The following is a 24960-nucleotide window of genomic DNA, read 5'->3' on the forward strand; positions in this document are numbered from 1 at the left end:
ATGAACTATATAATCGGCAGTAAACTAAAATTACCGCCGAATTTATATTGTTCTGAATTGTACTATTCCATTTTCACGATTGCTTCAATCATTTTCTTCGAAGTCATCTTGGCGTAGTTCTGTGTGCTTGACACCTGCCGATGCCCGAGAAGAGCAGCAATGGTGTAAATGTCAACACCTTTGTCCAACAGCTGCATGGCGAATGTGTGCCGGAAACAGTGGAAGGTGATGTGCTTGCGGATTTTTGCCTTGCTAATCCATCGATCAACATGAGTTACAAGAATGCTTTCTGTAATCATGGGGAATATCTTTCCTTCTGATTTCGATTCACCTAACACTCTGATGGCTGGAAGAGACAAGGGCAATTGAATCAAAGTGCCCGTTTTCTTGATACGGAACCTGATATACGCTTTTCTTCCACGGTCATGATGTATATTTTCCCATCTGAGAGCAAGGATGTCACTCCTTCTTAATCCAGTATAGATGGAAAACATGCCAGCCCTGTACACATCTGGATTATCAGCATATGGTGTACTTGCTAACTGCTTGATTTCCGCACTAGAAAGATATTCCTTTGGAATGTCATGGTTCCATTTTATCTTTTCTATGCATGTGGTGTAGTCTTCAGAAAGAATATTGTCCCTATAGGCAAAATGGACAATGCTAAGGAATGCATTGAAATATGCACTTGCAGAGTTCTTGGATAGCTTTTTCTTGGTGTGCTGCAGCCCCTTGGTACGAAGCAGGTAAAGACGGAACCGTTCGCATAGGCTCGCATTGATGTCCCTAAACTTGCATTGTCCCTTACAAAATCTCTCAAAATGAAGTCGGCTGCTTTGATATTTTGCACCATGACAATCACCATTCAATCTGAAATACTCTAAAAAGTCCTCGTCAAGCCTGGCCTTAGCCAAGAAACTGTAGTCGTGACGAACCAGCTGCAGATACCTTTCACATCTAATTGTTTCTGCAATCTCCTCTACGGATCTGTTGTGCTTGAACTGATAGCTATTCTCCGGATTGGTGTATATTTCCAAATTCAAGCATTCGTATCTTATGCTATTGCCCTTGATGTCATGAATAGCAGGATTAAACTCCAGGTAGATGGATTTCATTTTACCCTGTGAAATATTTCTGTACTTTAGAATCACTCGTGACATAATTTACCTCCTTTCTTCACGACGGACAGTATATCTGCCTTATTATAAACCTGGCTTTTATTCAGTCTTTTCACTCTTATCTTATGTAGGGCGGCAAGAGCAAAGATGACTTCCTCATCAATATCGAAGAGTGCGCAGGCTTCTTCAATGATAAGCCAACGCTTCAGTGCTATAGATTCACGTTTCCATGCTTCTTCACAGGCTGACTTGCAGAAACGACGATACATACCAACATAGTATGAAGGAATAGAATTACGTGTCGCAAACTTAAGTAACCAGCATCTGCTCATGCCCGTGTAGCGCATCAGCTCTTTCAAAGAGTAACTGGCATAACCGATAGGGGAGGTTGGTGTGGTTGGAAGAGCCGAGAACCATCTGATGATCTTTATCCATGCTATCACATAGTTCCCATCGTTGTTCTTTTTTGCATCAATGATGCCGTTTGCAATGAGTTTGTTAATGTACTGGCGACTGAATCCAGAGAGATTAGCCGCTTCTCTTACAGAAAGCATCTCATGAGAGATTCTTGCTTTCCATTCTGCGTCCAAACTATCGTATGGATCGTAGAAGTGTTTCTTGTTGTTGTATATCATATTATCAAAACCTGCTTTAGTGCAGGCATGATAATATAATGAAATCGGTGCAATGCAAACATCTACAAAAATCTGCAAATATTAGGTGACAACTACCCTCAAAATGAGTATCGGATATTTGCAGATTTTTACCCCCATTTTTCGTACTTTCTACCGCAGAATGTGATAATTTTTATTTGCAGATTTTTGCAAATAGCTGATAATTAGATAGTTATTGTATTTGTTAAAATACTCTAACAAACCGTTATAACCATCTAGTAATCAATAAGTTACAATCTATTTACCCACGCAAAAGTGGGTAAAGATATTTCCTAGGACTTCGTTGGGGGTGATTTGACCGCCGGTGATTTCGGCGAGGGTGTCTAAGGCTTGGCGGAGGTCTTCGGAAAGAAGATCTCCACTCAGTTGTATCTGCAGACCATCGATAACGCGCTGAATATGGTCGTGGGCGCGGGTAAGAGCATCGTAGTGACGAGCATTGGATACGATGATGTCGTTCTCCTGAATGGAGGGTATGTCGGCGGCTTGATAGATAGCCGATTCCAGATCACTCAGGTTTGTGCCGAACTTGGCGCTGATGGATAAGAGATGAAGGCGGAGTGTGGAGAGACGAGTGGATAGATCTTTAATGGAAATATCTGTTTGCTTGTCTATCTTATTGATAATGATAATCAATGACTTATTGCTACAACGCTCTTGCATTTCTTGAATATCTTCTGCGGTGGGATTCGTATCGATGAGCCAGAGGACGATGCGTGCTTTTTCGATGGCGGCGTAGGTACGTTCAATACCTATCTGCTCCACCTCGTCGGAGGTTTGACGGATGCCTGCCGTATCGATGAAACGGAAGGTGACGCCGTTGATGTCGATGGTGTCTTCAATGGTGTCGCGTGTGGTTCCGTGAATGTCGGAAACGATGGCGCGATCGTCTTTCAGAAGGGCATTCAATAGGGTGGATTTACCCACGTTGGTCTTGCCAACTATTGCTACAGGGATGCCTTGCTTCAATGCTTGACCTGTCTCAAAACTGCGAGCTAGTCGAGTGATATGATTGTCAATTGTTTTGGTAAGCTCCAAAAGCTCGCTACGATCTGCAAACTCGAGGTCTTCATGGTCTGAAAAGTCCAGTTCCAACTCCAGCAACGAGGTCAGTTTCAGGAGTTGTTCGCGCAACATAGCCAGCTGTGAAGAGAAATGTCCGCGCAGCTGACTCATGGCCATCTGATGGGTAGCTTTGTTGGAAGAAGCAATCAGATCGGCTACAGCTTCGGCTTGCGAGAGGTCCATCTTGCCGTTGAGGTAGGCGCGCTGGGTAAACTCCCCAGGTCCAGCCTGCCGACATCCGTTTTCAATTAGCAACGCCAGCACCTTATTCAGTATATAGCGCGAGCCGTGACAAGAAATCTCAGCGCTTTCTTCACCCGTATAAGAGTGGGGCGCGCGGAATACGCTCACCAGCACTTCGTCTACTACCACCTCACCATCTTTAATGTGGCCGTAGTGAATGGTGTAGCCATCGGCTTCCGTCAGATTCTTGGTGAAGACACGTGAAAGAATCTCAAGTGCCTGAGGACCTGAGATTCTAATAATTCCGAGTGCTCCACCTGGAGCAGTTGCTAAAGCACAGATTGTCATTTATATTCTATCAAGCACTTTCTCGATCAGTGTGTCGATGGAGTTCTTATACTCTGTGTTCATCTCGGTGGTGTAGCGGTTGGCAATCACCATACAACAGGTCATAGCGCGATGGCCTAACAGTGAGGCGAGACCAGCTACGGCCGACGACTCCATCTCGAAGTTACAGATCTTCATACCGTCGTATTCGAAAGCCTCAATCTTCTCGTTCTGCTTGGGGTCGGCGATGTCTGCACGAAGCACGCGCCCCTGAGGACCATAGAATCCGCCACACGAGATGGTGTAACCTCGCACCATATCGTCCTGAGCTATCTTGTTGATGAGCTCTTCATCTGCCAAAGCCACATAAGGTGCGCCCTTGATGGGATCCCACTGCATGTGCTCTGTAAAAGCCTTCTCCATATCGATATCGCACACCACATTACGACCAGCATAGTAGTTCAGCAGACCATCGAAGCCGATACTCTTTACGCTGGCGATGAAGCTGCCCGTCGGGGTGAAAGGCTGCAGTCCGCCACAGGTTCCGATGCGTACCATCGTCAACGTGCGATGCTCGTCTTTCTCTTCACGCGTCGTATAGTCGATGTTGGCGAGGGTGTCGAGTTCGTTCACCACGATGTCGATATTATCGCATCCGATACCATGACTCTGAACCGTGATGCGCTTGCCTTTATACATACCAGTGATGGTATGGAACTCACGACTGCTGACCTCACACTCTTTCGAGTCGAAGTGTGCGGCAACGGTGTCAACGCGGGCTGGATCACCCACCAGGATTACCTTGTCGGCCAACTGCTCTGGCTTCAGATGAAGGTGGAAACAAGAACCGTCGGCATTGATGATCAGTTCTGATGCAGGAAATGTTCTTTTGCTCATAGACTTGTTGATTTTATGGGTTTGTTTATTCTTCAATGAGTTTGTTGTCGGCCTCGAGCGCTCCCCAGATGTTATAGCGCACCTCCGGGTTCATCTGCTCCAGGGCGTCGTAGAGTTGTTTGATGTCCGTGCGATGCGAGTTGGTCTCGTAGGGACAGAGTTTCTGCTGTTTCTGATACCCTTGCATCTCGGCCCACGTCTTGATGTCGCTCTCAGGAATGAGGCAAAGCGGGCGGATGATGGTGAGCGGCATCTTGCGCATCTTCAGACGGGCGGGCATCGTGGCGAAGTGAGCCTGATAGGTGAGGTTCATCAGTGCCGTATGGATGAGGTCGTCCTGATGATGCCCGAGGGCAATCTTGTTACAGCCGAGTTCCTGTGCGAGGTTGAAGAGCTGTTTGCGCCGATTCCACGAACAGAGGAAACAGGGCTGCTTTTGTTTTCTTTTTATTGAAGATTGCTCAGCTGTACGCTCGTTGCTTTCAATTTTCAATTTTCCATTTTCAATAGTTTCAAACCTCGTCGTTCTGATGTGGAGGGGAACGCCTAGATCGTCGCAGAACTGCTGCAGATAACTGGTGTCCGTCTCGTAATGGATATTCTCCATCCGCACATGGATCGCTTCGACGCTGAATCGCGGGTGCTGGATCTTGGCGCGCTTCGCCAGCAGTTCCGTCAGCAGTAGTGAGTCCTTGCCTCCAGAGAGTCCCACGAGTATCTTGTCATCATCTTCTATCAGATGATAAGTAGCCATCGCCTTGACGAACCGCTCTTTCAAACGCTTCTCCAGGCGACGGCTCTCCATATCCGATACTGAGGAAATCATAAAGCTTAAAGCTTAATGCTCAAAGCTCAAAGCCCCCTCAGGTGCTTATCCATGTTCAATGCTGCACGACGACCATCGCCCATGGCGAGGATCACGGTAGCACCACCACGCACGATATCACCTCCGGCGAAGATCTCAGCGCGCGAAGACTGCATGTCGTCGTTGACGGCAATCGTGTTCTTGCGTCCGAGCTCGAGACCCTGAATAGACTTCGGTACGAGCGGGTTGGGAGATACACCAACGGCTACGATCACCTGATCCACATCGAGCGTCACTGTCTTACCCTCTACGGGCACAGGACTGCGACGACCTGATGCATCGGGCTCGCCCAGCTCCATCACCTGCAGCACGGCCTGCTTTACGGCACCCTGCTCGTCGGCGATATACTCGATAGGATTATGAAGCGTCAGGAAGTTGATACCCTCCTCCTTAGCGTGCTTCACCTCCTCCAGACGGGCGGGCATCTCTACCTCAGAACGACGGTAGACGAGTGTTACCTCAGCACCCAGACGCTTAGCCGTACGGCAAGAGTCCATAGCGGTGTTACCACCACCCACCACGAGCACGCTCTTGGCAGGATTCAGCGGGGTATCGGTCTTCGGGTTGGCAGCATCCATCAGGTTCACACGGGTCAGATACTCGTTACTTGACATGATGTTGATTGAGTTCTCACCGGGGATATTCATGAAGTTAGGCAGACCAGCACCCGAGCCAACGAAGATACCCTTGAAGCCCTGAGCCTCCAGCTGCTCCACGCTGATGGTCTTACCCACAATCACGTCGGTCTGGAAATGAACACCCATCTTAGCAAGATTCTCAATCTCCACATCCACGATCTTATTCGGCAGACGGAACTCGGGGATACCATACTTCAGCACACCACCGATCTCGTGCAGCGCCTCAAACACATACACATCGTAACCCTTCTTCACCATATCGCCAGCAAAGCTCAGACCAGCAGGACCAGAACCCACTACGGCGATCTTAATGCCGTTGGCTGGTGCAATCTCAGGCAGAGAGATATTGCCGCTCTCGCGCTCGAAGTCTGCTGCGAAACGCTCCAGATAACCGATGGCCACAGCGGGCTCGTTCATCTTCAGGTGGATACACTTGCTCTCGCACTGCTTCTCCTGCGGACATACACGACCGCAGACGGCGGGTAGGGCAGAGGTGTTCTTCAGCACCTTAGCCGCAGCCAGGAACTGACCGCGCTCGATATTCTTGATGAACGACGGGATATTGATGTTCACTGGACAGCCCTCTACACAGCTGGGCTTGGCGCAGTCGAGACAACGCTTGGCCTCTGTCATAGCCATCTCCTTGGTCAGACCGATATTCACCTCCTCCGTACGAGTAGTGGCACGATAGACGGGGTCGAGCTCGGGCATGATCACGCGCTCAATCTGCGTGCGCTCCTTCGGCTTCATGCTCTTTCTGAGCTCATCGCGCCAAGCAGCGTTTCTGTCCGTCAGCACCTCGATGGTATCGTTCGTAGGATCGCTGTCCATCACCACGTCAGTGGTCTTCGAACTTTCCATCTTCAATTTTCCATCTTCAATCGAATCCAGATGCTCCTCGTAGTGGGCCAGCTCCTCCTGCTCCTCGCGCTTGAAGGTTCCCATACGCTTGAACATCTCGTCCCAATCCACGAGGGCGCCGTCAAACTCAGGACCATCGATGCAGACGAACTTCGTCTTACCGCCAATCGTCAGTCGGCAGGCACCACACATACCCGTACCATCCACCATGATGGTGTTCAGGCTGACCTCGCAGGGGATGTTATGCTTCTGGGCGGTGAGGTTAGAGAACTTCATCATGATTGGAGGACCGATGGCAAACACCTTGTCGACATGCGGCTCCTGCTCAATGAACTTCTCGATACCAACGGTCACCACGCCTTTCTCGCCGTAGCTACCGTCATCGGTCATGATGATCACCTCGTCAGAACTCTCGCGCACCTTATCCTCCAGGATAATCAGATCCTTCGAACGACCAGCCATCACTGAGAGCACGCGGTTGCCGGCAGCCTTCAGAGCCTGGATAATCGGCAGCATCGGGGCTACACCGAGTCCACCACCGGCACAAACCACTGTGCCGTATTTCTCAATCTTCGTCGGATTACCCAGCGGACCAACCACGTCGGTCACATAGTCGCCTACGTTGAGGGCGCAGAGCTTCTTCGAAGAGAGTCCCACCATCTGGACCACCAGTGTGATGGTACCTTTCTCGATGTCGGCGGCGGCAATGGTCAGTGGCATGCGCTCACCTTTCTTTCCTACGCGCACAATGACGAAGTTACCGGCTTTGCGGCTCTTGGCAATCAGTGGCGCCTCAATCTCGAAAAGGAACACCTTTTCCGAGAACTGCTCTTTTCTTACGATCTTGTTCATTTTAATTATTGAATATTGAAGATTGAATATTGAAAATTAATTCAACGATTCTTTCTTCGTTTTTATTATTTTCACTAATGTAGCGACAATCCGAGTGCAATCAGCATAGATAGAATTATATTCTGTTTCACTGATAAAACCAGATTCATATAAGAGTTCAAGCCAGTACTGAGTTTCATTTGCTTCTTTAAGAGCTATACTTAGCTTGTTTATAAAGTCCATTGCGCTTTGAGCATTGATACTCTCACGTGCGTTTGCTCCGATACTTGTACCGCTTCTTAACAATTGCTTCGACATTACATACTCTTGCTTTACATCCTTCAGATATGTGTAGAGTTTGATGATACGAAGTGCAAAAGCCTTGCTGATTACTTGTATCGTATTATCTTCACGCATGAATATTCAATTTTCAATCTTCAATTTTCAATCAATCACGTCGCAGCCCATGTAGGGTACGAGGGCGGCGGGCACCTTGATGCCGTTCTCCGTCTGATTGTTCTCCAGCAACGCGGCCACGATGCGCGGCAGAGCCAGAGCCGAACCGTTCAGCGTGTGACAGAGCTCGGGCTTCTTGCTTCCCTCAGGACGGAAACGGCACTTCAGACGGTTGGCCTGATACGTGTCGAAATTCGAAACCGACGAAACCTCCAGCCAACGACCCTGTGCCTCTGAGTACACCTCGAAGTCATAGCAGATGGCAGAAGTGAAACTCTGGTCACCACCGCACAACAAGAGAATACGATACGGCAGTTCGAGCTTCTTCAACAGTCCCTCCACGTGCGCCAGCATCTCCTTATGGCTCTCCTTCGAATGCTCGGGCTTGTCGATGCGCACAATCTCAATCTTCGAGAACTCGTGCAGACGGTTCAGTCCGCGCACATCCTTACCATACGAGCCTGCCTCACGACGGAAACACTGTGTGTAAGCACAATTCTTGATGGGCAGATCCTTCTCGTCGAGGATCACGTCACGATAGATATTCGTCACAGGCACCTCGGCCGTAGGAATCAGGTAGAAATCGTCCACCTCGCAGTGGTACATCTGACCCTCCTTATCGGGCAGCTGACCCGTACCGTAACCTGAAGCCTGGTTCACCACCGTAGGCGGCATGATCTCCGTATAGCCAGCCTTGCGGGCCTCGTCGAGGAAGAAATTGATCAGCGCACGCTGCAGACGGGCACCCTTGCCGATATACACTGGGAATCCTGCACCTGTGATCTTCACGCCGAGGTCGAAGTCAATCAGGTTATACTTCTTGGCGAGCTCCCAGTGGGGCAGGGGATTGGCGATACCCAGCGAGGGGTTCACATCCCAGTTGCCTACGGTATCAGCGTCCGTACACTCCTTCAGGTTCGACTTCACCACATGGTTATCCTCAGCGGCCTTGCCCTCAGGCACCTCGTCGTAGGGGATATTAGGAATCTGACAGAGCAGGGTGGTCATCTCCTCCTGAGCCTGAGCCATCGTCTCGTCGAGCTGCTTCGACTTCTCCTTGAGTGCAGCCACCTGAGCCTTCACCTGCTCGGCCTCGTCTTTCTTGCCTTCCTTCATCAGTCGGCCAATCTGTCCCGACAACTGCTTCTGCTCGTTCAGGCTCTTGTCTAACTCCTGCTGGGCCTCACGGCGCTTCTTGTCTACTGCGAGCACACCATCGATAGCCTCCTTGGCGTTGGGGAAATGTTTCTTCTCCAGACCACGGATCACGCGCTCGGTTTCCTCATTAATAAGTTTGAGTGTTAACATGTTAAATACGTATTTATTTGTTTAATTCGCTTTCTAGCGTGCAAAGTTACGAATAAATGAGAGAAAAACCAAATGAATAAGGATTTTTTCTTTAAGATTTAAGCATTAAGCATTAAGCTTTATGATTACAATGTTTTTTTTCTTTAAGCTTTAATGCTTAAAGCTCAAAGCTTAAAGCTCAAAGCTCAAAGCTTAAAGCTCAAAGCTCAAAAAGAAATCCCGCTACTCCTTGCGGAGTGCGGGACCCTGTTGTTTGTTTGGAATAAGTTTCTTTTTAATGTTTGGTGATCATCATGCTCAAAGCTTAAAGCTCAAAGCTCAATGACCTTAGGCTTCAGCGTTGGGGATTACTGAAACGACGCTCTTATCGCGCTTGCCCTTGTGGAAGTTGACAGTACCGTCAACGAGCGCATACAGCGTGTCGTCCTTACCGATTGCTACGTTGTTGCCAGGGTTGTGCTTCGTGCCGCGCTGACGAACGATAATGTTACCAGCCACGCACTGCTGACCACCGAAGATCTTGATGCCAAGTCGCTGAGCTGCTGACTCACGGCCGTTCTTAGAACTACCTACACCTTTTTTATGTGCCATAATGTTGTTCCTCCTACGTTTTAAGCGATTACTGACTTGATTTCTACTTCAGTGAACTGCTCACGATGACCGTTACGCTTACGAGAGTCCTTGCGACGCTTCATCTTGAAGACGATGACCTTGTCACCCTTCACCAGCGGGTTCACTACTTCACACACTACCTTTGCTCCCTCTACGGTCGGAGCACCTACCTTCACTGCACCGTCAGCATCTACGAGCAGCACCTTGTCAAATTCAACAGTCTTACCAGCCTCGGCATCCTTGATGTGGTGCACGAAGAGCTTCTTGCCCTGCTCGGCCTTGAACTGCTGACCCTGAATTTCTACAATTGCGTACATTATTTATTATTGTAATTATAGGGTTTTTTCCGCGAGGCGGCATACGTTCGTACACACTTCACTCTGCCCCAACGGACTCTAACGGGGTGCAAAGGTACAACTTTTAGTTGAGCTTTAAGCATTAAGCATTAATCTTTATGATTACTTTTAGGAAAGTTTAACACTTGGGGTAAAGACAAAAAATAAAGCGATGACTTTCGCAAGCGATCGCTCCATATCTTCAATAGGTATTAGTTTTCTAAGGTAAAAAGATTGTTTTCAGGATAACGAGTGCAAAGGTAAACATTTTTTTGGAACCTAACAAACATTTTGCCCGATTTTTTTGACGAATAGCCATTGTGTTCCCACACAAGGATGAAAATTATAAAACGTTAACATAAAATTGTGCGCAATCGATTGAAATTCCCCCATTATCGAGCACATTTAACAGATCGTCTAAAAGAGAGATCATCGCCGCCTCCGCACCTTCCTCCGCCAAGTCGGCGACAAAGAGCGCGAATAACCACTTTTTTGTCCTAAAGTGAATAAAAAAGAAGATTTCCGCCAAAATCTTTGGAAGATATTAAAATAAATCGTATCTTTGCACCCAGAAAGTAAGTCGTGATAGGATGATGCATATGAGTAGTGCGAAGTCCCCGCCCGCATAGCATCACGCTTTTAGCGTAAACCTCCTTCACGCATTGAGGGGCAAAAATAAAGGCATCCATGTGGGTGCCTTTTTTATATATTCCTGAGTGACTGAGGATTGACAAAGATAAAATGAAAGGCCTCGCTAATGGATGATATTAGCGAGGTCTTTTTGTCTTATAAGGATTCGTAGTCTTTGGGCTTAGCAGCCTAGCATCGCGGCTGGGGTTATACCAAGCGTTGCGCATAGCATACGGGCGATTTTAAGCGTAGGCTCTGCACGTCCGGAGATGTAATCACTAATTCGCGACTGACTTACTCCAATCTCTTCTGCCAGTTGCTTCTGGCTCATGTTCTTTTCATCAAGCGACAATTGAATGAGTTGAGCAACAGTTGGCTTGGCGATAGGGTAGTGCTCTTTTTCATACTCTATCACCACGTCCGACATCATTGTCAGCTCGATGGCATTGCGATCGTTTGCAGGTGTGTTGTCATCTACCAATGGCAGCAGTTCTTCAATTCGTGCCAATGCAAACTCGTATTTCTCCTTTGTAATCTTACTCATAATCTTTCCTCCTTAATTTTATATTGATGCTGCATCTATCTTGTCATATTCGCTGTGGGTTCCAACAAATCGGATGAATACATGCCCAATTGTGAACTTAACCACTACTATCAAGCGATATTTATTCCCCTTGATGTTAAATACGTAATGCTGGTTGCCAACGTAGTCAGTAGCAGGGAAATCAACCTTGATATCCGACAGATTCTTCCACTCTGCCTTTTCGGCTATGTCATACCAGCGTTCGAGAGCTGCCTGAGAGTCTCCATGCCCTTCAGAGCTGTAGAACTCCACTAACCGTCTATGTGATACTATTCTCATTTCGGGGGCAAAGGTAAATAATAATTTTGAAATTCGCAAGTTTTTACGGGATTATTTTTGTTTTTCAAATAATTTATCTACCCTTGCTATCTCTTGGGAGGTTTCACACCTCCCACCGCTAAGGCATCCTTTGGTGGTGTTTTTCATAACATAACAAAAGCCCCAGGAGATTTCTCCAAGGGCTTTTTCGTCTACATTCCCATGCACGAGGTTGCTCCCAGTGCTGTGAGTACGGCCGTGATCACCGACGCTATAATCTGCAGCGTCCACTTCAGAGTTTCTCTCTTCGTCATAAAATACCTCCTTTCCGTCTTTTAGGTTCTACTTTGTTTGTCGAGCGGAGCGAGTGGGGGCTAGTGCCCCCTCACTCATTCGCCTGATCCGGACGATGCGGTGGCAACCGCAAACGAGCCGATGGGAATTTTCTCCTGATAGGTGCGCTCCTTGCCATCGATGGTCTTCTTCTTCGACTCGATCACGTAGGCGGCCTTAAAGGTACACTCGTCCTTCAGTGCGCGACTGGTGAGCTTCTCGCCCTTCGAGTTCTCGGGGGTAAAGCGCAGGTGTACACCCGCAATCAGGTTGTCTACTCCAACTGCCAGCGACTTCTCCACCGTGTCCTGCGCCTTCTTGCCGTCGCTCTCGATGCTGGGGCTGAAGGTACCGAAGCCGTCGAGCTTCACGGGCTGGCCCTGCGTCACCATCTCCTTCAGACAGCTGACGATGTTCTGCAACACGAGCACTGCCATGGGGTAGTCCACCAGCTTTCCATGCTCAGCGAGGTGACGGGCGAAGCCCTTCAGGTTCAGAGGCTCCTTGGTGTCAGCCTCGGGATAGTACTGGCCGTAACCGGCGTTGTACTGATTCTTGTTCTTCCGGAGATTCACCGGAAATGCAATTACTTCACTTGCCATTTTGTTTGTTCCTTTCTTTTTTAAGTTTGTAAATAGTTTGTTTGTTCTCTCTTGCGACCTCGGCGGTACCGTTCCTCAATCACGATACAAAATTACGAAATATTTTGCAACTTTGCAAGCAATTAGTCCTCTTGAAAATACTTATATGAACTTATATGAACTTAAATGAACTTATACCAAATATTTTGTACTTTTCTCTTGGTAATCTCACCGATTTTTAGTATCTTTGCACTCGCATACAAGATAAATCTGATAATACGATTATGAACAAACAACAACAGTCATTATGTACTAATTCTCAGCCTTCGATGGGCCGCATGGAGTTGGCGCAAGCCTATTTCCCGTCTATTCTGCCTCGTTCAGCATGGCTTAAATTCAGGTCTCTGCTTGAGGATTACCCCGAACTTTCAGGGTTTGCTCATCAGAAGCGTCGCACCTACCTACCATCAGAGGTCAACATTATTTACCAATATTTAGGGCGCCCGTAAGGGTGCCTTTTTTCCGGGTCCTGAGCCTGTAAAAAGATTACTCGGAGTAAAGTCAGAGTTTAGTCGGAGTAATCTCCTGCTTTACTTTGACTAAAATCATGCTTTACTACGCACCGCCGCGCAACAATATTTTTATTGAGGTTATTTTGTTGTATATTTTTACGTAAATTGTGTCTTTTATGTGTCATGTGTGTCATGTGTCACGAGTGTCATTAAGCTTTTCGGGGGCCGAATATGCTCATATAAATATATAAATTATAATTTATATATTTATATGATATAATATTCCCCCCTCCAATCTTAAAATCCTTAATGACCTTAATGACCAATGACCTTAATGACCACAAATCTTTCAAGAACCCCATCAATTCCTGTTGCAAATGAACTTTTTAGGCGAATAATTTGGAAGTCTAAAGGGGATTTATTATCTTTGCACCTAATTAATCAAAGCCAAGGATGGTCGCTAACAAACTATATAAATATCTTGATGCTGATGGTGGAATGAAGATGCTAAATTACAGCAATCTTCAGTTCACTAACTCTACACGTTTGAACGACCCCTTTGACTGTCATCCCAGTCTGATAGATTTTTCTCAAGTCCCCAAAGAAAGGACTAAATATTGGGATAAAGAAGATGTTATAGCCGTTGAATCAAACCATTATGAATTATTGAGAGATAAGGCATGGGTTTGTAGTCTTTCTAAATTGCACGATTCCTTGCTGATGTGGAGCTATTATGGCAACCATAAAGGTGTATGCATAGGTATCGATATGGAAAAAGCCGACCAATATCTTTCCCGTATACATTGCAATGTGTTTATCGGGGCTTTTGATATGGAAGTCCAATATAAGGACATCATCGAGAAACCTGATTATTTCCATGATGCGAAAGACTATTATCGTTATCAATTATCGACAAAAGCAAAAGTTTGGGAGCATGAGCGCGAAGTAAGATTGATATTAATTGATCCTTCTTTAGCATTTATTCCGATGTCTCTTCCGTATACCCCCCAAGAAGGCGAAATAACTGACTGGAAAGAAGTTCGTGCGTATCCTAAAATTGGAGGTGAATGTTTTGAATCGCTGTACTTGGGAATCAAAATCGACGAAGCCGATAAAGAAAAAATAATCACAATTGCCCGTAAGTGCAATCCTAACATCAAGATATATCAAATGACAATAGATCCTGATGCCTTCAGGCTGAAGGAAGAACAAATAAACTAAATATGGCAAAGAAACAGATAAAAGAAAAATCGATTGAAGAAACGCTGTGGGAATCAGCGAATAAGCTGCGAGGCTCTGTGGAGCCATCGGAGTATAAGCACGTGGTGCTGAGTCTTATCTTCCTGAAGTATGCCTACGATCGTTTTACTGAGCGTAGGAATGAACTGGTGGCTGATGGCAAGGAGCAGTTTGCTGATAATCCCGTTTTCTATAACGCTAAGAATGTATTCTATCTGGAACCTGAGAGCCGTTGGGATTTCCTGATTGAGAATGCCAAGCAGAACGATATTTCCATCAAGATAGACAAGGCATTGGCAAAGGTAGAGGATAGCAACCCATCGCTGAAGGGTGCCTTACCCAGCAACTACTATGCTGGTCTGTCGCTCGATCGTACCAAGTTAGCTGCCTTGCTCGACGAGATCAATAAGATTGATACGCTGAAAGACCCTGAGCACGATCTGATGGGGCGTGTGTATGAGTACTTCTTAGGCAAGTTTGCTATTGCAGAGGGTAAGGGTAAAGGAGAATACTATACGCCAAAGACCATTGTAAACCTGATAGCAGAGATGATTGAGCCCTATCGTGGCAAGATTTACGACCCCTGTTGTGGTTCTGGCGGTATGTTTGTGCAGAGCATGAAGTTTATCGAGGCCCATCATGGTAACAAGCGCGACATCTCAGTCTATGGTCAGGAATATACCAACACCACGTATAAGCTGGCGAAGATGAACCTGGCTATTCGTGGTATTGCCTGTAATCTGGGTGAAATGGCTGCTGACACCTTCCATAATGACCAGCATAAGGACCTGAATGCCGACTTCATCATGGCCAATCCTCCCTTCAATCAGAAGGACTGGCGAGCAGATAATGAGTTGGTGGATGATCCCCGTTGGATGGGGTATGACACACCTCCTACCAGCAATGCCAACTATGGTTGGATTCTGAACATCGTCAGCAAACTCTCTGCTAACGGTACTGCTGGCTTCTTGTTGGCCAATGGCGCATTAAGTGGCGATGGCACAGAGTTGGCTATCCGCAAGCAGCTTATTCAGAACCATATTGTAGAGGCCATTGTGATTCTTCCACACAAGATGTTCTACTCTACAGATATTAGTGTGACACTGTGGATTATGAACAATAACAAGAAAGCTCGTACTGTCGAGCAGAATGGCAAGATGGTGAAGTATCGCAATCGCGAGAACGAGGTGCTTTTCGTCGACCTGCGACTTTGGGGAGAACCTTTTGAAAAGAAGTATGTTCAATTCCCTGTAGACCAGATACAACAGGTGGCTCAAAACTTCCACAACTGGCAGAGAGATGGTTACGAAGAAAACTATCATAACGAGGCTGGTTATTGCTATTCTGCAACTACAGAAGAAATTGAAGCTAAAGGCTGGAGCCTGGTTCCGAGCAAGTACATTGAGTTCAAAGGAACTGCTGAGGAAATCGATTATGACGGAAAGATGAAGCAGATTCAGTCTGATCTTCGTGACTTGTTAGTACAGGAAGAAGAGAGTAAAAAGCAACTGAAAGAACTCTTTGCAAAGTTGGGCTATGGAATATAAGAGATTAGGAGATTATATAGAGCCTATTGACGAGCGCAATAGTAAATTGGAAATCAAATTGTCGCAAGGTATTTGCAACGAGAAATATTTCCAAGACCCTCGTCAAGTAGCGGAGAATTCTGCTGCTGACAAGATTGTGCGTCGAGGTTACTTTGCTTATAATAGAGCAACGACTCGTAATGGCGAAAAGATATCTATAGCTTATCGTGAAGGACCAGATTGTACTGTTTCTTCTGCCTATCAGGTATTTCGAATTAAAGATGAAGAGAAACTGAATCCCAAATATCTCTTGATGTGGTATAAGCGTTCTGACTTTGACCGTTATGCCAGATTCAGGTCACATGGAAGTGCTCACGAGTTCTTCGAGTATGAGGAGATGTGTGGAGTTTATCTTCCTTTACCAGATATTGATCGTCAGCGTGAAATCGTGGAGGAATACGAAACGCTATCCCGTCGCATTCGTCTGAATGAGCAGATGATTGAGAAACTCGAAGCCACAGCCCAAGCCCTCTACCGCAAAATGTTTGTTGATGGCATCGACAAAGAAAACCTGCCTGAAGGTTGGGAAATGGGAACGATTGGGGATTTGTTTGAATTACAACGTGGATTTGATTTACCAAGCCAAGAAAGGACAGAAGGTGTTTATCCCATCTATGCATCTACGGGCATTACTGAATATCATAACGCGTATAAAGTAGAACCGCCATGTGTCGTTACTGGGCGAAGTGGCACAATAGGGGAGGTCTTTTATGTAGATAAGCAATGCTGGCCCCTCAATACGACGTTGTGGGTTAAAGACTTTAAGAATACACCTCCTTTCTTTGTTTATTACAAACTGAAAGAATTGGAATTAGGTAAAACGGTATCGGGTTTTGCTGCTGTACCAACATTGAATCGAAATGATGTTCACATGATGGAATCTTTGATGCCACCAATAGGTTTATTAGCTGAATTTGAAAAGGAGATGACTGTCATACATCATCACCAATCAATAACAGAGCAAGAAAACGAGAAACTAACAGAATTACAGTCTTTGCTTTTGGCGAAGATGGGGCAATAAAAAAGAAATAATATGGTCTTAGAAACAGCAGCAATAGCAACAGCAGCCAAACCTTTAGTAGAGAAGATCGTTGTTGAATTAATTACTCCTAAGATTAAACAGTTTGTGGTGTGGTGCAAAGATGAGTATAATGAGAAAATGATTCCAACTGCGGAACATTTTCAGGAGTATTTAGAACGGACATATGAAAAGTATAGTTGTATCAATGTACTTGCTATTCCTAATTCTCAATTCCAACTTAAAGATATTTATGTCACGCAATCATTAGTAAAATATAATCGTTTTGAAAGTGAGGGTGATACTACGATAATAAATCGGTTACCAACAGAATTGATTAAGAAGTATAAGAAATTATTAATTACAGATACTGCTGGTATGGGTAAGTCAACGATTCTGAAATACATGTTCATTGATTTGATAGACAAAGGTTTAAATGAAGTTGGAATACCCATTTTTGTTGAACTGAATAGACTTAATAAAAATCGTTCTATTCTTATAGAAATTCAAGAAGAAATGGATTCGTTATCCAAAAAGTTTGATACTAATTTGCTTTTTAAACTTATCCAAACTGGTGGTTTTATTTTCTTTTTAGATGGCTACGATGAGATATCTATTGCTGATAGGAACTACGTAATTCAGGATATTCAGTCTTTTATTTCAAAAGCTGGCACAAAAAACTATTATATTTTGTCTTCCAGACCAGAAGATAGCTTGGCGAGTTTTGGAGACTTTCAGTCATTTAAAGTTCAGCCATTAGCAAAAAAAGAAGCTTTTGAATTGCTAACTAAATATGATATAAGTAATCAAAAGAAAATATCAGAAGAGTTAATAAAAGAACTTAAAACTGGAAAATATGATTCTATTGATGAATATTTGGTGAACCCTTTACTGGTTTCTTTGTTATATATTGCATTCAATTATAAGGCAGAAATTCCTCTTAAGAAGCATCAATTTTATCGACAGGTTTATGATGCATTATTTAACTCCCATAAGTTAGCGCAAGGTCAAAAGCCACACGAAAAACGTTCCGGATTGGATATAGATGATTTTAACCGAGTTTTGAGGTTTGTCGGATATGAATGTCTGATTAGTATAGGTGTTCAATTTGGCAAGGATACAATTCTTGACTCCATTAAGAGGGCAAAGACTTTTTGTGGTAATTTGAATTTTGGCGAATCAGACTTCCTGAAAGATTTAATGACTTCAGTCCCTCTATTTTCAAAAGATGGAACTGAGTATAAATGGAGCCATAAATCATTAATGGAATATTTTGCTGCTCGATTTATTGCTGAAGATGCAAAAGAGAAACAAGATACAATATTAACAAGCATTTATAATAGCGAGGATTATTATAAATATATCAATATGTTGGATATATATTACGATATAGATTACAAGGGATTCTCAAAGAACATAACACTTCCATTATTGGAAAAATTCATAGCGTACCGCAATAAACATTATCCTAAATTGTATAATAATGTTGATAAAGAGTTGTTAGAAGCTCGTATCGCTCTCTTATTTCCCTTTTGTCTAACTGGAATTACCAATTATTCATTTTTTAAGAGAAAAGGAAGAGGTAAGCAGGAACTATCTTTTTTCTATAAAAATGTAAAAGATGATAGATGGTTTGGAACAAGTTATGGATATTATGATGATTTCGTCATATTAGGATTCCAAAAACAGGAGAATAGCAAGTATTGTTATCTGTCAAGGCTTATATTAATAAAACGTCCAGAACTATTTACCAAAAATACAAGAAAACCAGAGAAGATAGATAAAAACCTTTATAAAGAAAATATGATTTATAAAATTGATGTTTTGTCTGGAGATAATGATATTAGTCTTTTTCAATTAATAAATTCTTTACTATCAGATGGGAATCGTCAATTGTACTCATATTACTTTGATTATAATGCAGTAATATCTGAAACAGAGAAAATCAAAAAAGAAATAGAAATTAGTAAGAATCAATTAGATTTGTTACCAAAGTGAAAAAAGGGTTATGATACAACCACAATACGAGACGATGCCGGAGCACTATTTATTGTGCTTTAACGATGAGTGTAAAATAGCGGATAGCTGTCTGCATTGACTGTGTTTTTAAAGATATATATTGATAGAGTTTGGGGTTCTATTACGAAAAATTGCAAAAATAATGCAGATTTTTGGGATAAAATGATATTTAATAGAATTTTAATAGTATATTTGCGGCAGATAAGACATAGGGAATTATGATACAGGAAATTAAAATCAAGAACTTTCTTTCGTTTAAGGATGAAGTGAAGTTCAGTTTCGAGGCAAGTAATGATAAGTTTGCAGAAGACTCTCAAGTGGTGCAAATTAATGAGAACACAAGGCTGCTGCGCTTTGCTATTGTGTATGGCTATAATGCTTCTGGTAAGTCAAATCTGCTAAGCGTGTTTGATTTCTTGTATGATTTTTGGTTTTATAAACCAATAGATGTATATGAAGAAACTGGTAGTATTCCATTCAAGTTTGATAAGCAGACACAAAACGAACCTTCATCTATTGAGTTGATATTTTATGTAGATAATACCAAATATTGGTATCAGCTAGAATTAGATGAACATCTGGTTTATATGGAAAAATTGTACTATTACAAGAGTACCCAACCAACTCTATTGTTTGACAGGAAGTTAGATGGTGATCAGTCTTCTATTAGTTTTGGCTCAGCCTTGAAAGTCAGCAATATTGTAAAGGAGAGTATTATGGTTAATTGCTTAAAGAATATGTCATTTTTTGCAGCACGTAATCAGGTAAATGCAAGTATTCCTCTGATTGATGCTGCCAAGGAATGGATGAAAACTAAAATTGCACAAACAATATTCCCTCAGTTGGATTTGACAAAATATGCTCAACGTAATACTTCAGAAAATGATCAGCTGACAAAATACATACTTAATTTCCTTAAAGAAGCAGATTTCAATATATCAGACATTAAGACAGATAAGATAAGCCCAACAAAAGAGGAGTTAATGAAACAACTCCTCAAGACTGCTGCCCAGATTAAAGCAAAAGAGGAAATGAAAGCCAAAGAAGATTTAAATAACCGTTTCAGAACAAATTTTGAACATACGGTAGAAAACGAAAGAGGAATAGAGTCATATGTATTGAGTTCGGATTACGATGAAGAATCCAGAGGAACTTTACGGACTTTTGGCCTGGAAGCTGCATTATTTAATGTAATCCAAGCTAATGCGTTTCTTGCTATTGATGAGATTGAAACTTCGTTGCATCCAAAGTTGTTAGAAAAGATTTTGTTTGAGTATCTGAGGACTCAATCAAGATCACAGCTTCTTGTCACAACCCATAATGATGGTTTGTTGGATTTAGTGGACGACTTGATAAGGAAAGACTCGGTATGGTTCACTGAAAAGGACAAGGCTGGTGTGACCGATTTGTATAAGTTGACGGATTTTAGGGGGGTTAATCGTTTGTCATCTATCAGGGAGGCGTATCGCAATAAGCGTTTTGGTGCCACAATGAAATAGTTATGAAAGAAAGAGAGTTAGCCGAGGACATCAAACAGCAACAATATTTTGAAGCTGTACCTGCACCTTCGCCTGAAAAGGACGAGGGTACAAGGGAGATGGGACCGCTGTATCCGTTTCTTATCAGTGGCGGCACTAATACAGAACGCTATTATTTTACTCATATCAACGACACAACGGATTTTAAGTTCAATATAAAGCCAAAGTATTTTGCTGACGAGTCGAACTATACGGAAGCATTTCCCAAAAGGATAAGAGAAATATTGGATACAAATGTGGATGCTAAGATATTTTGTGTGTTTGATTGGGACACCATATTTGGTGATGAGGCTAAGTTGAAGAAACATGAAGATTTTGAGAAGCTGTTCAAAACGGAAATCTCAAATGGTCGTGTAGCAATATGTCCAAGTATGCCAAGCATTGAATATTGGTTTTTGTTACACTTCGAAGATTATACTGGTCTTCTAAGAAACTACCCTGCTGTATCTGGTCGGTTGGCACCATATATAAAGCCCTGTTTTCCTGACCCATCAAAAGGTCTTAAGCAGTTGTTGAAAAAAGCTAAATATCTAAAAGATTCTACTTGGGTGAAGAATCTCTGTTCGAATGGTAAACTGGATACTGCAATAAAACGGGCAGAAAATAATATCAAGACTGCGGAAGCATCTGGAGATTTGGAGAACCAATCCTACTCGTATGTATATAAGGTATTCAAATAATAAAGTATAACGCCTATGTCAAACTTCAACGAACACAGTCTGGAAATGGCCATCATGGAGCTGTTTGAGCAACAAGGCTACAGCTACGTGAATGGTGAGACAATCCATAAGGAATTGTCGGAGGTGCTGCTGCGCGATGACTTGCGGATGTATCTGATGGACAGATACAGCAAGGAAGGAATTACGCCAATGGAGGTGGAGCGCGTAATAGCCAAGTTGACGGCTGATAACGGCGCACCATTCTATGTGCAGAATGCACAGACCTACAGACTGATGACCGAGGGCTTTGCCATCAAGCGCGAAGATGCTTCGAAGCCCGATTTGTTCGTTGAGGTGATAGATTTTGAGAATGTAGATAATAATATCTACAAGGTAGTGAACCAGTTGGAGATAAAGGGCACACAAAAGCGCATCCCTGATGGTATCGTATATGTAAACGGTCTGCCAGTAGTGGTGCTGGAGTTTAAGAGTGCCGTCAAGACCGATGCTACCATCATGAATGCCTATACGCAGTTGACTGTGCGCTATCGTAGGGATATCCCCGAATTGTTCCGCTATAACGCTTTTGTTGTAATCAGCGATGGCGTAAACAATAAATATGGTGCGCTGTTTGCTGACTACGACTTCTTCTATGCCTGGCGTAAGATTGAGCGAACTGATAGGCCTGGCGATGGTATTGATACGCTGCATACGATGATGGAAGGATTGTTCCGTAAGGAACGACTGCTGAGCGTCATCAAGGATTTTGTATTCTTCCCAGATAATTCAAAGAATGAACTGAAGATAGTTTGCCGCTATCCGCAATTCTTCGCTACCCATAGGCTCTATGAGAATATCTTGGAGCACTCTCATATCAATGTGCTTGGTGATGGTAAAGGTGGAACCTATTTTGGCGCTACTGGATGTGGTAAGAGCTTAACGATGCTCTTCTTGACTCGCATGCTGATGCGTAGTCGCCATCTGGCCTCACCAACCATCGTGCTGATTACAGACCGTACCGACCTTGACGACCAACTGTCGGGCCAATTCCTGAATGCCAAGCAGTTTATTGGCGACGAGACTGTTGTCAATGTTGAGACTCGCAGAGAGCTTGGTGAACTGCTTAGAGGCAGAAGGAGCGGAGGCGTATTCCTGACTACGATACAGAAATTCTCAGAGGATACTGATTTGCTGTCAGAACGTGCCAACATTATCTGTATCTCTGATGAGGCCCATCGTTCGCAGGCCAATGTGGAACAAAATGTGAAGATTACAGATACTGGCGTAAAGCGTAGTTATGGTTTTGCTAAGTATCTGCACGACTCGCTGCCCAATGCTACATACGTGGGCTTTACAGGTACGCCTATCGATGCCACCATCGATGTGTTTGGTGATGTGGTGGATTCGTATTCGATGACAGAATCGGTGGCTGATGGTATTACACGTAGGATAGTTTACGAAGGTCGTGCTGCTAAGGTGTTTGCTGATAGTAAACAACTGCAGGAGATTGAGAACTACTACAAGAAGTGTGAAGAAGAAGGTGCCAACGAGTATCAGATAGAGGAGAGTAAAAAGGCCGTAACTCAGATGAACAGGATTCTTGGCGATCCTCAGCGACTGGCTGTGGTAGCAAAGGATTTTGTAGAGCATTACGAGAAGCGTATAGAGGAAGGTAGTACCGTTTGTGGTAAGGCAATGTTTGTTTGCTCCAGCCGTCAGATAGCATACGATCTGTATAAGCAGATAATCGCCTTGCGTCCTGAATGGGAAGAAGAGCGCATCAAGATGGTGATGACCCGATCCAAGGATGACGAGCAGAAGCTTTATGACCTCTTGGGTACTGACGAAGATAGAAAGAAACTGGATTTGAAATTTAAAGATCCAGATTCCGACTTCAAGATTGCTATCGTGGTGGATATGTGGATTACGGGTTTCGATGCACCTTGTCTCGACACCATGTATATTGATAAACCTTTGCAGAAGCACACTTTGATCCAAACTATATCGCGTGTAAATCGCGTATATGAAGGTAAGGATAAGGGCTTGGTAGTTGACTATTTAGGCATCAAGAGCAACATGAATAATGCTCTGAAACAATATGCTGGTGGTGGAGACCTGGGCGAGAATATTGAAACTATCGAAAAGTCGCTAACAATGGTCAAGGATGAGCTTGACATCTTGAAGCGTTTGTTTGCTCAGTTTGATTATTCTAAGTTTACTACTGGCACCCCATTAGAACAACTGGAGTGTTTGAAGCGTGCTGCTGAGTTTATCCAGAGTACAGAAAAGACTCAGAATCTGTTCATGGGTCATGTCAAGAAACTGAAGTCGGCTTTCAATATCTGCTCTAATCATGATGATATAACAGACGAGGATAGAGAGAATATCCATTTCTTTACAGGTGTGCGCTCCATTATCATTAAGTTGACAAAGGGTAATGCGCCTGATGTGACACAGATGAATCGCAAGGTGAGTCAGATGCTGGAAAAAGCCTTGCAGGCTGATGGGGTAGAAGAGGTGGCTCAGGTGAATGTCAATTCAAAAGACCTCGACCTGCTGAGTGAGGACTATATGACCAGACTCGAAAAGTTGGATATGCCCAACACCAAGGTTAAGTTGATGGAGAAACTGCTCCGCACAGTCATCAATGAGTTCAAGAAGGTGAATAAGATGAAGGGCGTTGACTTTACCAAGCGTTTGAACTCGCTGGTAGAGAAATATAACGATCGTAGCGATAATGCCATATTTGCCCAAGAGGTACTTGACGAGGTTGCCAAGCAGATGGCCGAACTCTTGAAGGAGGTGAACAAGGAAAAGAAATCATTCAAGGATTTAGGAATATCTTACGAGGAGAAAGCTTTCTATGATATCCTGAAGGAGATTGCCCATAAATTTGGATTCGAGTATCCTGAGGATAAACTGCTGGCACTTTCGGCCGATGTAAAGAAGATGATTGACGACAAGTCAAAATATACTGACTGGGCTAATCGTACTGACATAAAGGCTGAGCTCCAGATGGACTTGATTCTGATTCTTGCAGAACACGGCTATCCTCCTGTACCTCAGGACGATGTGTTCAAAGAGATATTTGAACAGGCAGAGAACTTCAAGAAATACGAAAAGGCTGAGAGTGAGGATAAGGGAGCTGATCTCGAGGATGTTGCTAAGCAGATAAATCTGATTGCAGCCTTTACTGCTGGTGAACCTAATATGGAATCAGAAAGGAAGGTAACCAAAAGATTTTTATCAAGATATGGTGCACAAGAGGCCAGACTTATTCCTCCTGGATCAGTGCTGGAAGATGTAGAGGACGATAATGATGTTCGCGTCTTAATACATAATATGATGGAACTTTATGACGGAACAACCATCATGAATATCGTTGTGGAATGTCAGAAAGAGTTCCAAGAAAAATATTTCAGTATGAAGGGTAATGAATGGCGCCACTTGATTCGCGACTATGTTAGAAACGTGACCCAACGACCAGATTTGCAAGATGATGAAGTTTTCAGATACTCTGTAGCTTGATACAAAACTACGCAGATACGTATTTGAAAAACCGCAAAGGTACTGCTTTTATGTGGATCCTGCAAACCGGATGTGCAAGTTTAACAATATTTGATACAGCCGAAAATTTTCTTGGGAAAAGGCTTTGTTGTATTCTGAAAAAATTATACCTTTGTGGCTCCATAAACTGAATGGACGATAAGTCCACCAATTTAATTAATTACAACAATATGAAAGAACTAAAAAATGGAGCGAACTGGCTCCAATGCATGGGAACCCTCGACGCGGATCGTGCAAGTTCCCGAGTGACCAAAAACATTTTGAGAT

The 24960-nt window shown here is 43.9% G+C and carries 22 protein-coding genes; 8 read left to right on the top strand and 14 right to left on the bottom strand.

The annotated features are described in order from the left end of the window. Positions 1–62: 62 nt before the first annotated feature. The 14 genes from BMY16_RS08790 to BMY16_RS08855 form a co-directional block, all read right to left on the bottom strand. The gene (locus BMY16_RS08790) at positions 63–1160 is read right to left on the bottom strand and encodes a tyrosine-type recombinase/integrase (protein ID WP_028912868.1); all 1098 of its coding nucleotides are present in this window, start codon (positions 1158–1160) and stop codon (positions 63–65) included. Further along, positions 1148–1753: a hypothetical protein gene (locus tag BMY16_RS08795; protein ID WP_028912869.1), complete on the bottom strand. Its 606-nt coding sequence runs from the start codon at positions 1751–1753 to the stop codon at positions 1148–1150. The genes BMY16_RS08790 and BMY16_RS08795 overlap by 13 nt, the downstream gene beginning before the upstream one ends. Positions 1754–2029: 276 nt before the next feature. Further along, the gene (mnmE, locus tag BMY16_RS08800) at positions 2030–3388 is read right to left on the bottom strand and encodes a tRNA uridine-5-carboxymethylaminomethyl(34) synthesis GTPase MnmE (RefSeq protein WP_091841734.1); all 1359 of its coding nucleotides are present in this window, start codon (positions 3386–3388) and stop codon (positions 2030–2032) included. After that, positions 3389–4264, bottom strand: coding sequence for a nucleoside phosphorylase (locus BMY16_RS08805; protein WP_091841736.1), 876 nt, complete (start codon positions 4262–4264; stop codon positions 3389–3391). It abuts the gene before it with no gap. A gap of 25 nt (positions 4265–4289) precedes the next feature. After that, on the bottom strand, positions 4290–5090 hold the full coding sequence (locus BMY16_RS08810) for a PP-loop family protein (RefSeq protein ID WP_170836058.1): 801 nt from the start codon (positions 5088–5090) through the stop codon (positions 4290–4292). 26 nt (positions 5091–5116) lie between these two features. Beyond that, the gene (locus BMY16_RS08815) at positions 5117–7480 is read right to left on the bottom strand and encodes a bifunctional dihydroorotate dehydrogenase B NAD binding subunit/NADPH-dependent glutamate synthase (protein ID WP_091841738.1); all 2364 of its coding nucleotides are present in this window, start codon (positions 7478–7480) and stop codon (positions 5117–5119) included. A 36-nt stretch (positions 7481–7516) separates the two neighbouring features. Continuing rightward, entirely contained in the window at positions 7517–7876 is a 360-nt protein-coding gene (locus BMY16_RS08820; protein ID WP_091841739.1) for a four helix bundle protein, read from the bottom strand. A 27-nt stretch (positions 7877–7903) separates the two neighbouring features. Next, positions 7904–9223 carry a serine--tRNA ligase gene (serS, locus tag BMY16_RS08825; protein WP_091841741.1) on the bottom strand — a complete coding sequence of 440 codons (1320 nt, stop codon included), beginning with the start codon at positions 9221–9223 and terminating at the stop codon, positions 7904–7906. Between the two features lie 327 nt (positions 9224–9550). Continuing rightward, positions 9551–9814, bottom strand: coding sequence for a 50S ribosomal protein L27 (gene rpmA / locus BMY16_RS08830; RefSeq protein WP_091841742.1), 264 nt, complete (start codon positions 9812–9814; stop codon positions 9551–9553). 20 nt (positions 9815–9834) lie between these two features. After that, positions 9835–10152, bottom strand: coding sequence for a 50S ribosomal protein L21 (rplU, locus tag BMY16_RS08835; RefSeq protein WP_091841744.1), 318 nt, complete (start codon positions 10150–10152; stop codon positions 9835–9837). A gap of 829 nt (positions 10153–10981) precedes the next feature. After that, on the bottom strand, positions 10982–11344 hold the full coding sequence (locus BMY16_RS08845; RefSeq protein WP_091841747.1) for a helix-turn-helix domain-containing protein: 363 nt from the start codon (positions 11342–11344) through the stop codon (positions 10982–10984). An 18-nt stretch (positions 11345–11362) separates the two neighbouring features. Then, a complete protein-coding gene (locus BMY16_RS08850; protein ID WP_091841749.1) occupies positions 11363–11662 on the bottom strand; it encodes a type II toxin-antitoxin system HigB family toxin in 300 nt (99 codons plus the stop codon). Positions 11663–11853: 191 nt separating this feature from the next. Next, positions 11854–11955, bottom strand: a complete 102-nt coding sequence (locus BMY16_RS15500; RefSeq protein ID WP_170836059.1) for a smalltalk protein — start codon at positions 11953–11955, stop codon at positions 11854–11856. A gap of 75 nt (positions 11956–12030) precedes the next feature. Continuing rightward, positions 12031–12576: an HU family DNA-binding protein gene (locus BMY16_RS08855; RefSeq protein ID WP_139207179.1), complete on the bottom strand. Its 546-nt coding sequence runs from the start codon at positions 12574–12576 to the stop codon at positions 12031–12033. 263 nt (positions 12577–12839) lie between these two features. Between BMY16_RS08855 and BMY16_RS08860 the strand changes: the two genes are divergently transcribed. The 8 genes from BMY16_RS08860 to BMY16_RS08895 all read left to right on the top strand — a co-directional run bounded on the left by BMY16_RS08860 (position 12840) and on the right by BMY16_RS08895 (position 24654). Then, positions 12840–13064, top strand: a complete 225-nt coding sequence (locus BMY16_RS08860) for a DUF4248 domain-containing protein (protein WP_091841753.1) — start codon at positions 12840–12842, stop codon at positions 13062–13064. Positions 13065–13520: 456 nt separating this feature from the next. Then, a complete protein-coding gene (locus BMY16_RS08865) occupies positions 13521–14288 on the top strand; it encodes a DUF2971 domain-containing protein (RefSeq protein WP_091841755.1) in 768 nt (255 codons plus the stop codon). A gap of 2 nt (positions 14289–14290) precedes the next feature. Further along, on the top strand, positions 14291–15853 hold the full coding sequence (locus BMY16_RS08870) for a type I restriction-modification system subunit M (protein ID WP_091841756.1): 1563 nt from the start codon (positions 14291–14293) through the stop codon (positions 15851–15853). Beyond that, on the top strand, positions 15843–16913 hold the full coding sequence (locus BMY16_RS15505; protein ID WP_091841758.1) for a restriction endonuclease subunit S: 1071 nt from the start codon (positions 15843–15845) through the stop codon (positions 16911–16913). Before BMY16_RS08870 ends, BMY16_RS15505 begins: the two co-directional genes overlap by 11 nt. 12 nt (positions 16914–16925) lie before the next feature. Further along, positions 16926–18908 carry an NACHT domain-containing protein gene (locus BMY16_RS08880; protein ID WP_091841760.1) on the top strand — a complete coding sequence of 661 codons (1983 nt, stop codon included), beginning with the start codon at positions 16926–16928 and terminating at the stop codon, positions 18906–18908. Positions 18909–19147: 239 nt separating this feature from the next. After that, complete coding sequence (locus BMY16_RS08885; RefSeq protein ID WP_091841761.1) at positions 19148–20428, top strand: AAA family ATPase; 1281 nt, start codon at positions 19148–19150, stop codon at positions 20426–20428. Between the two features lie 2 nt (positions 20429–20430). After that, positions 20431–21147 (top strand): RloB family protein, encoded by a 717-nt coding sequence (locus BMY16_RS08890; RefSeq protein WP_091841763.1) that lies wholly within the window; start codon positions 20431–20433, stop codon positions 21145–21147. Positions 21148–21162: 15 nt separating this feature from the next. Then, a complete protein-coding gene (locus BMY16_RS08895) occupies positions 21163–24654 on the top strand; it encodes a type I restriction endonuclease subunit R (protein WP_091841765.1) in 3492 nt (1163 codons plus the stop codon). Positions 24655–24960: the final 306 nt, after the last annotated feature.

It is taken from the genome of Prevotella sp. ne3005 (assembly GCF_900110085.1).
GTDB lineage: Bacteria > Bacteroidota > Bacteroidia > Bacteroidales > Bacteroidaceae > Prevotella.

What these genes read in the sequence shown, in the direction of transcription:
- BMY16_RS08810 (WP_170836058.1), bottom strand. Translation starts at nt 5,090, where the DNA reads ATGATTTCCTCAGTATCGGATATGGAGAGCCGTCGCCTGGAGAAGCGT.
- BMY16_RS08845 (WP_091841747.1), bottom strand. Translation starts at nt 11,344, where the DNA reads ATGAGTAAGATTACAAAGGAGAAATACGAGTTTGCATTGGCACGAATT.
- rpmA (WP_091841742.1), bottom strand. Translation starts at nt 9,814, where the DNA reads ATGGCACATAAAAAAGGTGTAGGTAGTTCTAAGAACGGCCGTGAGTCA.
- mnmE (WP_091841734.1), bottom strand. Translation starts at nt 3,388, where the DNA reads ATGACAATCTGTGCTTTAGCAACTGCTCCAGGTGGAGCACTCGGAATT.
- BMY16_RS08860 (WP_091841753.1), top strand. Translation starts at nt 12,840, where the DNA reads ATGAACAAACAACAACAGTCATTATGTACTAATTCTCAGCCTTCGATG.
- rplU (WP_091841744.1), bottom strand. Translation starts at nt 10,152, where the DNA reads ATGTACGCAATTGTAGAAATTCAGGGTCAGCAGTTCAAGGCCGAGCAG.
- BMY16_RS08870 (WP_091841756.1), top strand. Translation starts at nt 14,291, where the DNA reads ATGGCAAAGAAACAGATAAAAGAAAAATCGATTGAAGAAACGCTGTGG.
- BMY16_RS08820 (WP_091841739.1), bottom strand. Translation starts at nt 7,876, where the DNA reads ATGCGTGAAGATAATACGATACAAGTAATCAGCAAGGCTTTTGCACTT.
- BMY16_RS08795 (WP_028912869.1), bottom strand. Translation starts at nt 1,753, where the DNA reads ATGATATACAACAACAAGAAACACTTCTACGATCCATACGATAGTTTG.
- BMY16_RS15505 (WP_091841758.1), top strand. Translation starts at nt 15,843, where the DNA reads ATGGAATATAAGAGATTAGGAGATTATATAGAGCCTATTGACGAGCGC.
- BMY16_RS08890 (WP_091841763.1), top strand. Translation starts at nt 20,431, where the DNA reads ATGAAAGAAAGAGAGTTAGCCGAGGACATCAAACAGCAACAATATTTT.
- BMY16_RS08855 (WP_139207179.1), bottom strand. Translation starts at nt 12,576, where the DNA reads ATGGCAAGTGAAGTAATTGCATTTCCGGTGAATCTCCGGAAGAACAAG.
- BMY16_RS08850 (WP_091841749.1), bottom strand. Translation starts at nt 11,662, where the DNA reads ATGAGAATAGTATCACATAGACGGTTAGTGGAGTTCTACAGCTCTGAA.
- BMY16_RS08885 (WP_091841761.1), top strand. Translation starts at nt 19,148, where the DNA reads ATGATACAGGAAATTAAAATCAAGAACTTTCTTTCGTTTAAGGATGAA.
- BMY16_RS08805 (WP_091841736.1), bottom strand. Translation starts at nt 4,264, where the DNA reads ATGAGCAAAAGAACATTTCCTGCATCAGAACTGATCATCAATGCCGAC.
- BMY16_RS08790 (WP_028912868.1), bottom strand. Translation starts at nt 1,160, where the DNA reads ATGTCACGAGTGATTCTAAAGTACAGAAATATTTCACAGGGTAAAATG.
- BMY16_RS08815 (WP_091841738.1), bottom strand. Translation starts at nt 7,480, where the DNA reads ATGAACAAGATCGTAAGAAAAGAGCAGTTCTCGGAAAAGGTGTTCCTT.
- BMY16_RS15500 (WP_170836059.1), bottom strand. Translation starts at nt 11,955, where the DNA reads ATGACGAAGAGAGAAACTCTGAAGTGGACGCTGCAGATTATAGCGTCG.
- BMY16_RS08865 (WP_091841755.1), top strand. Translation starts at nt 13,521, where the DNA reads ATGGTCGCTAACAAACTATATAAATATCTTGATGCTGATGGTGGAATG.
- BMY16_RS08895 (WP_091841765.1), top strand. Translation starts at nt 21,163, where the DNA reads ATGTCAAACTTCAACGAACACAGTCTGGAAATGGCCATCATGGAGCTG.
- serS (WP_091841741.1), bottom strand. Translation starts at nt 9,223, where the DNA reads ATGTTAACACTCAAACTTATTAATGAGGAAACCGAGCGCGTGATCCGT.
- BMY16_RS08880 (WP_091841760.1), top strand. Translation starts at nt 16,926, where the DNA reads ATGGTCTTAGAAACAGCAGCAATAGCAACAGCAGCCAAACCTTTAGTA.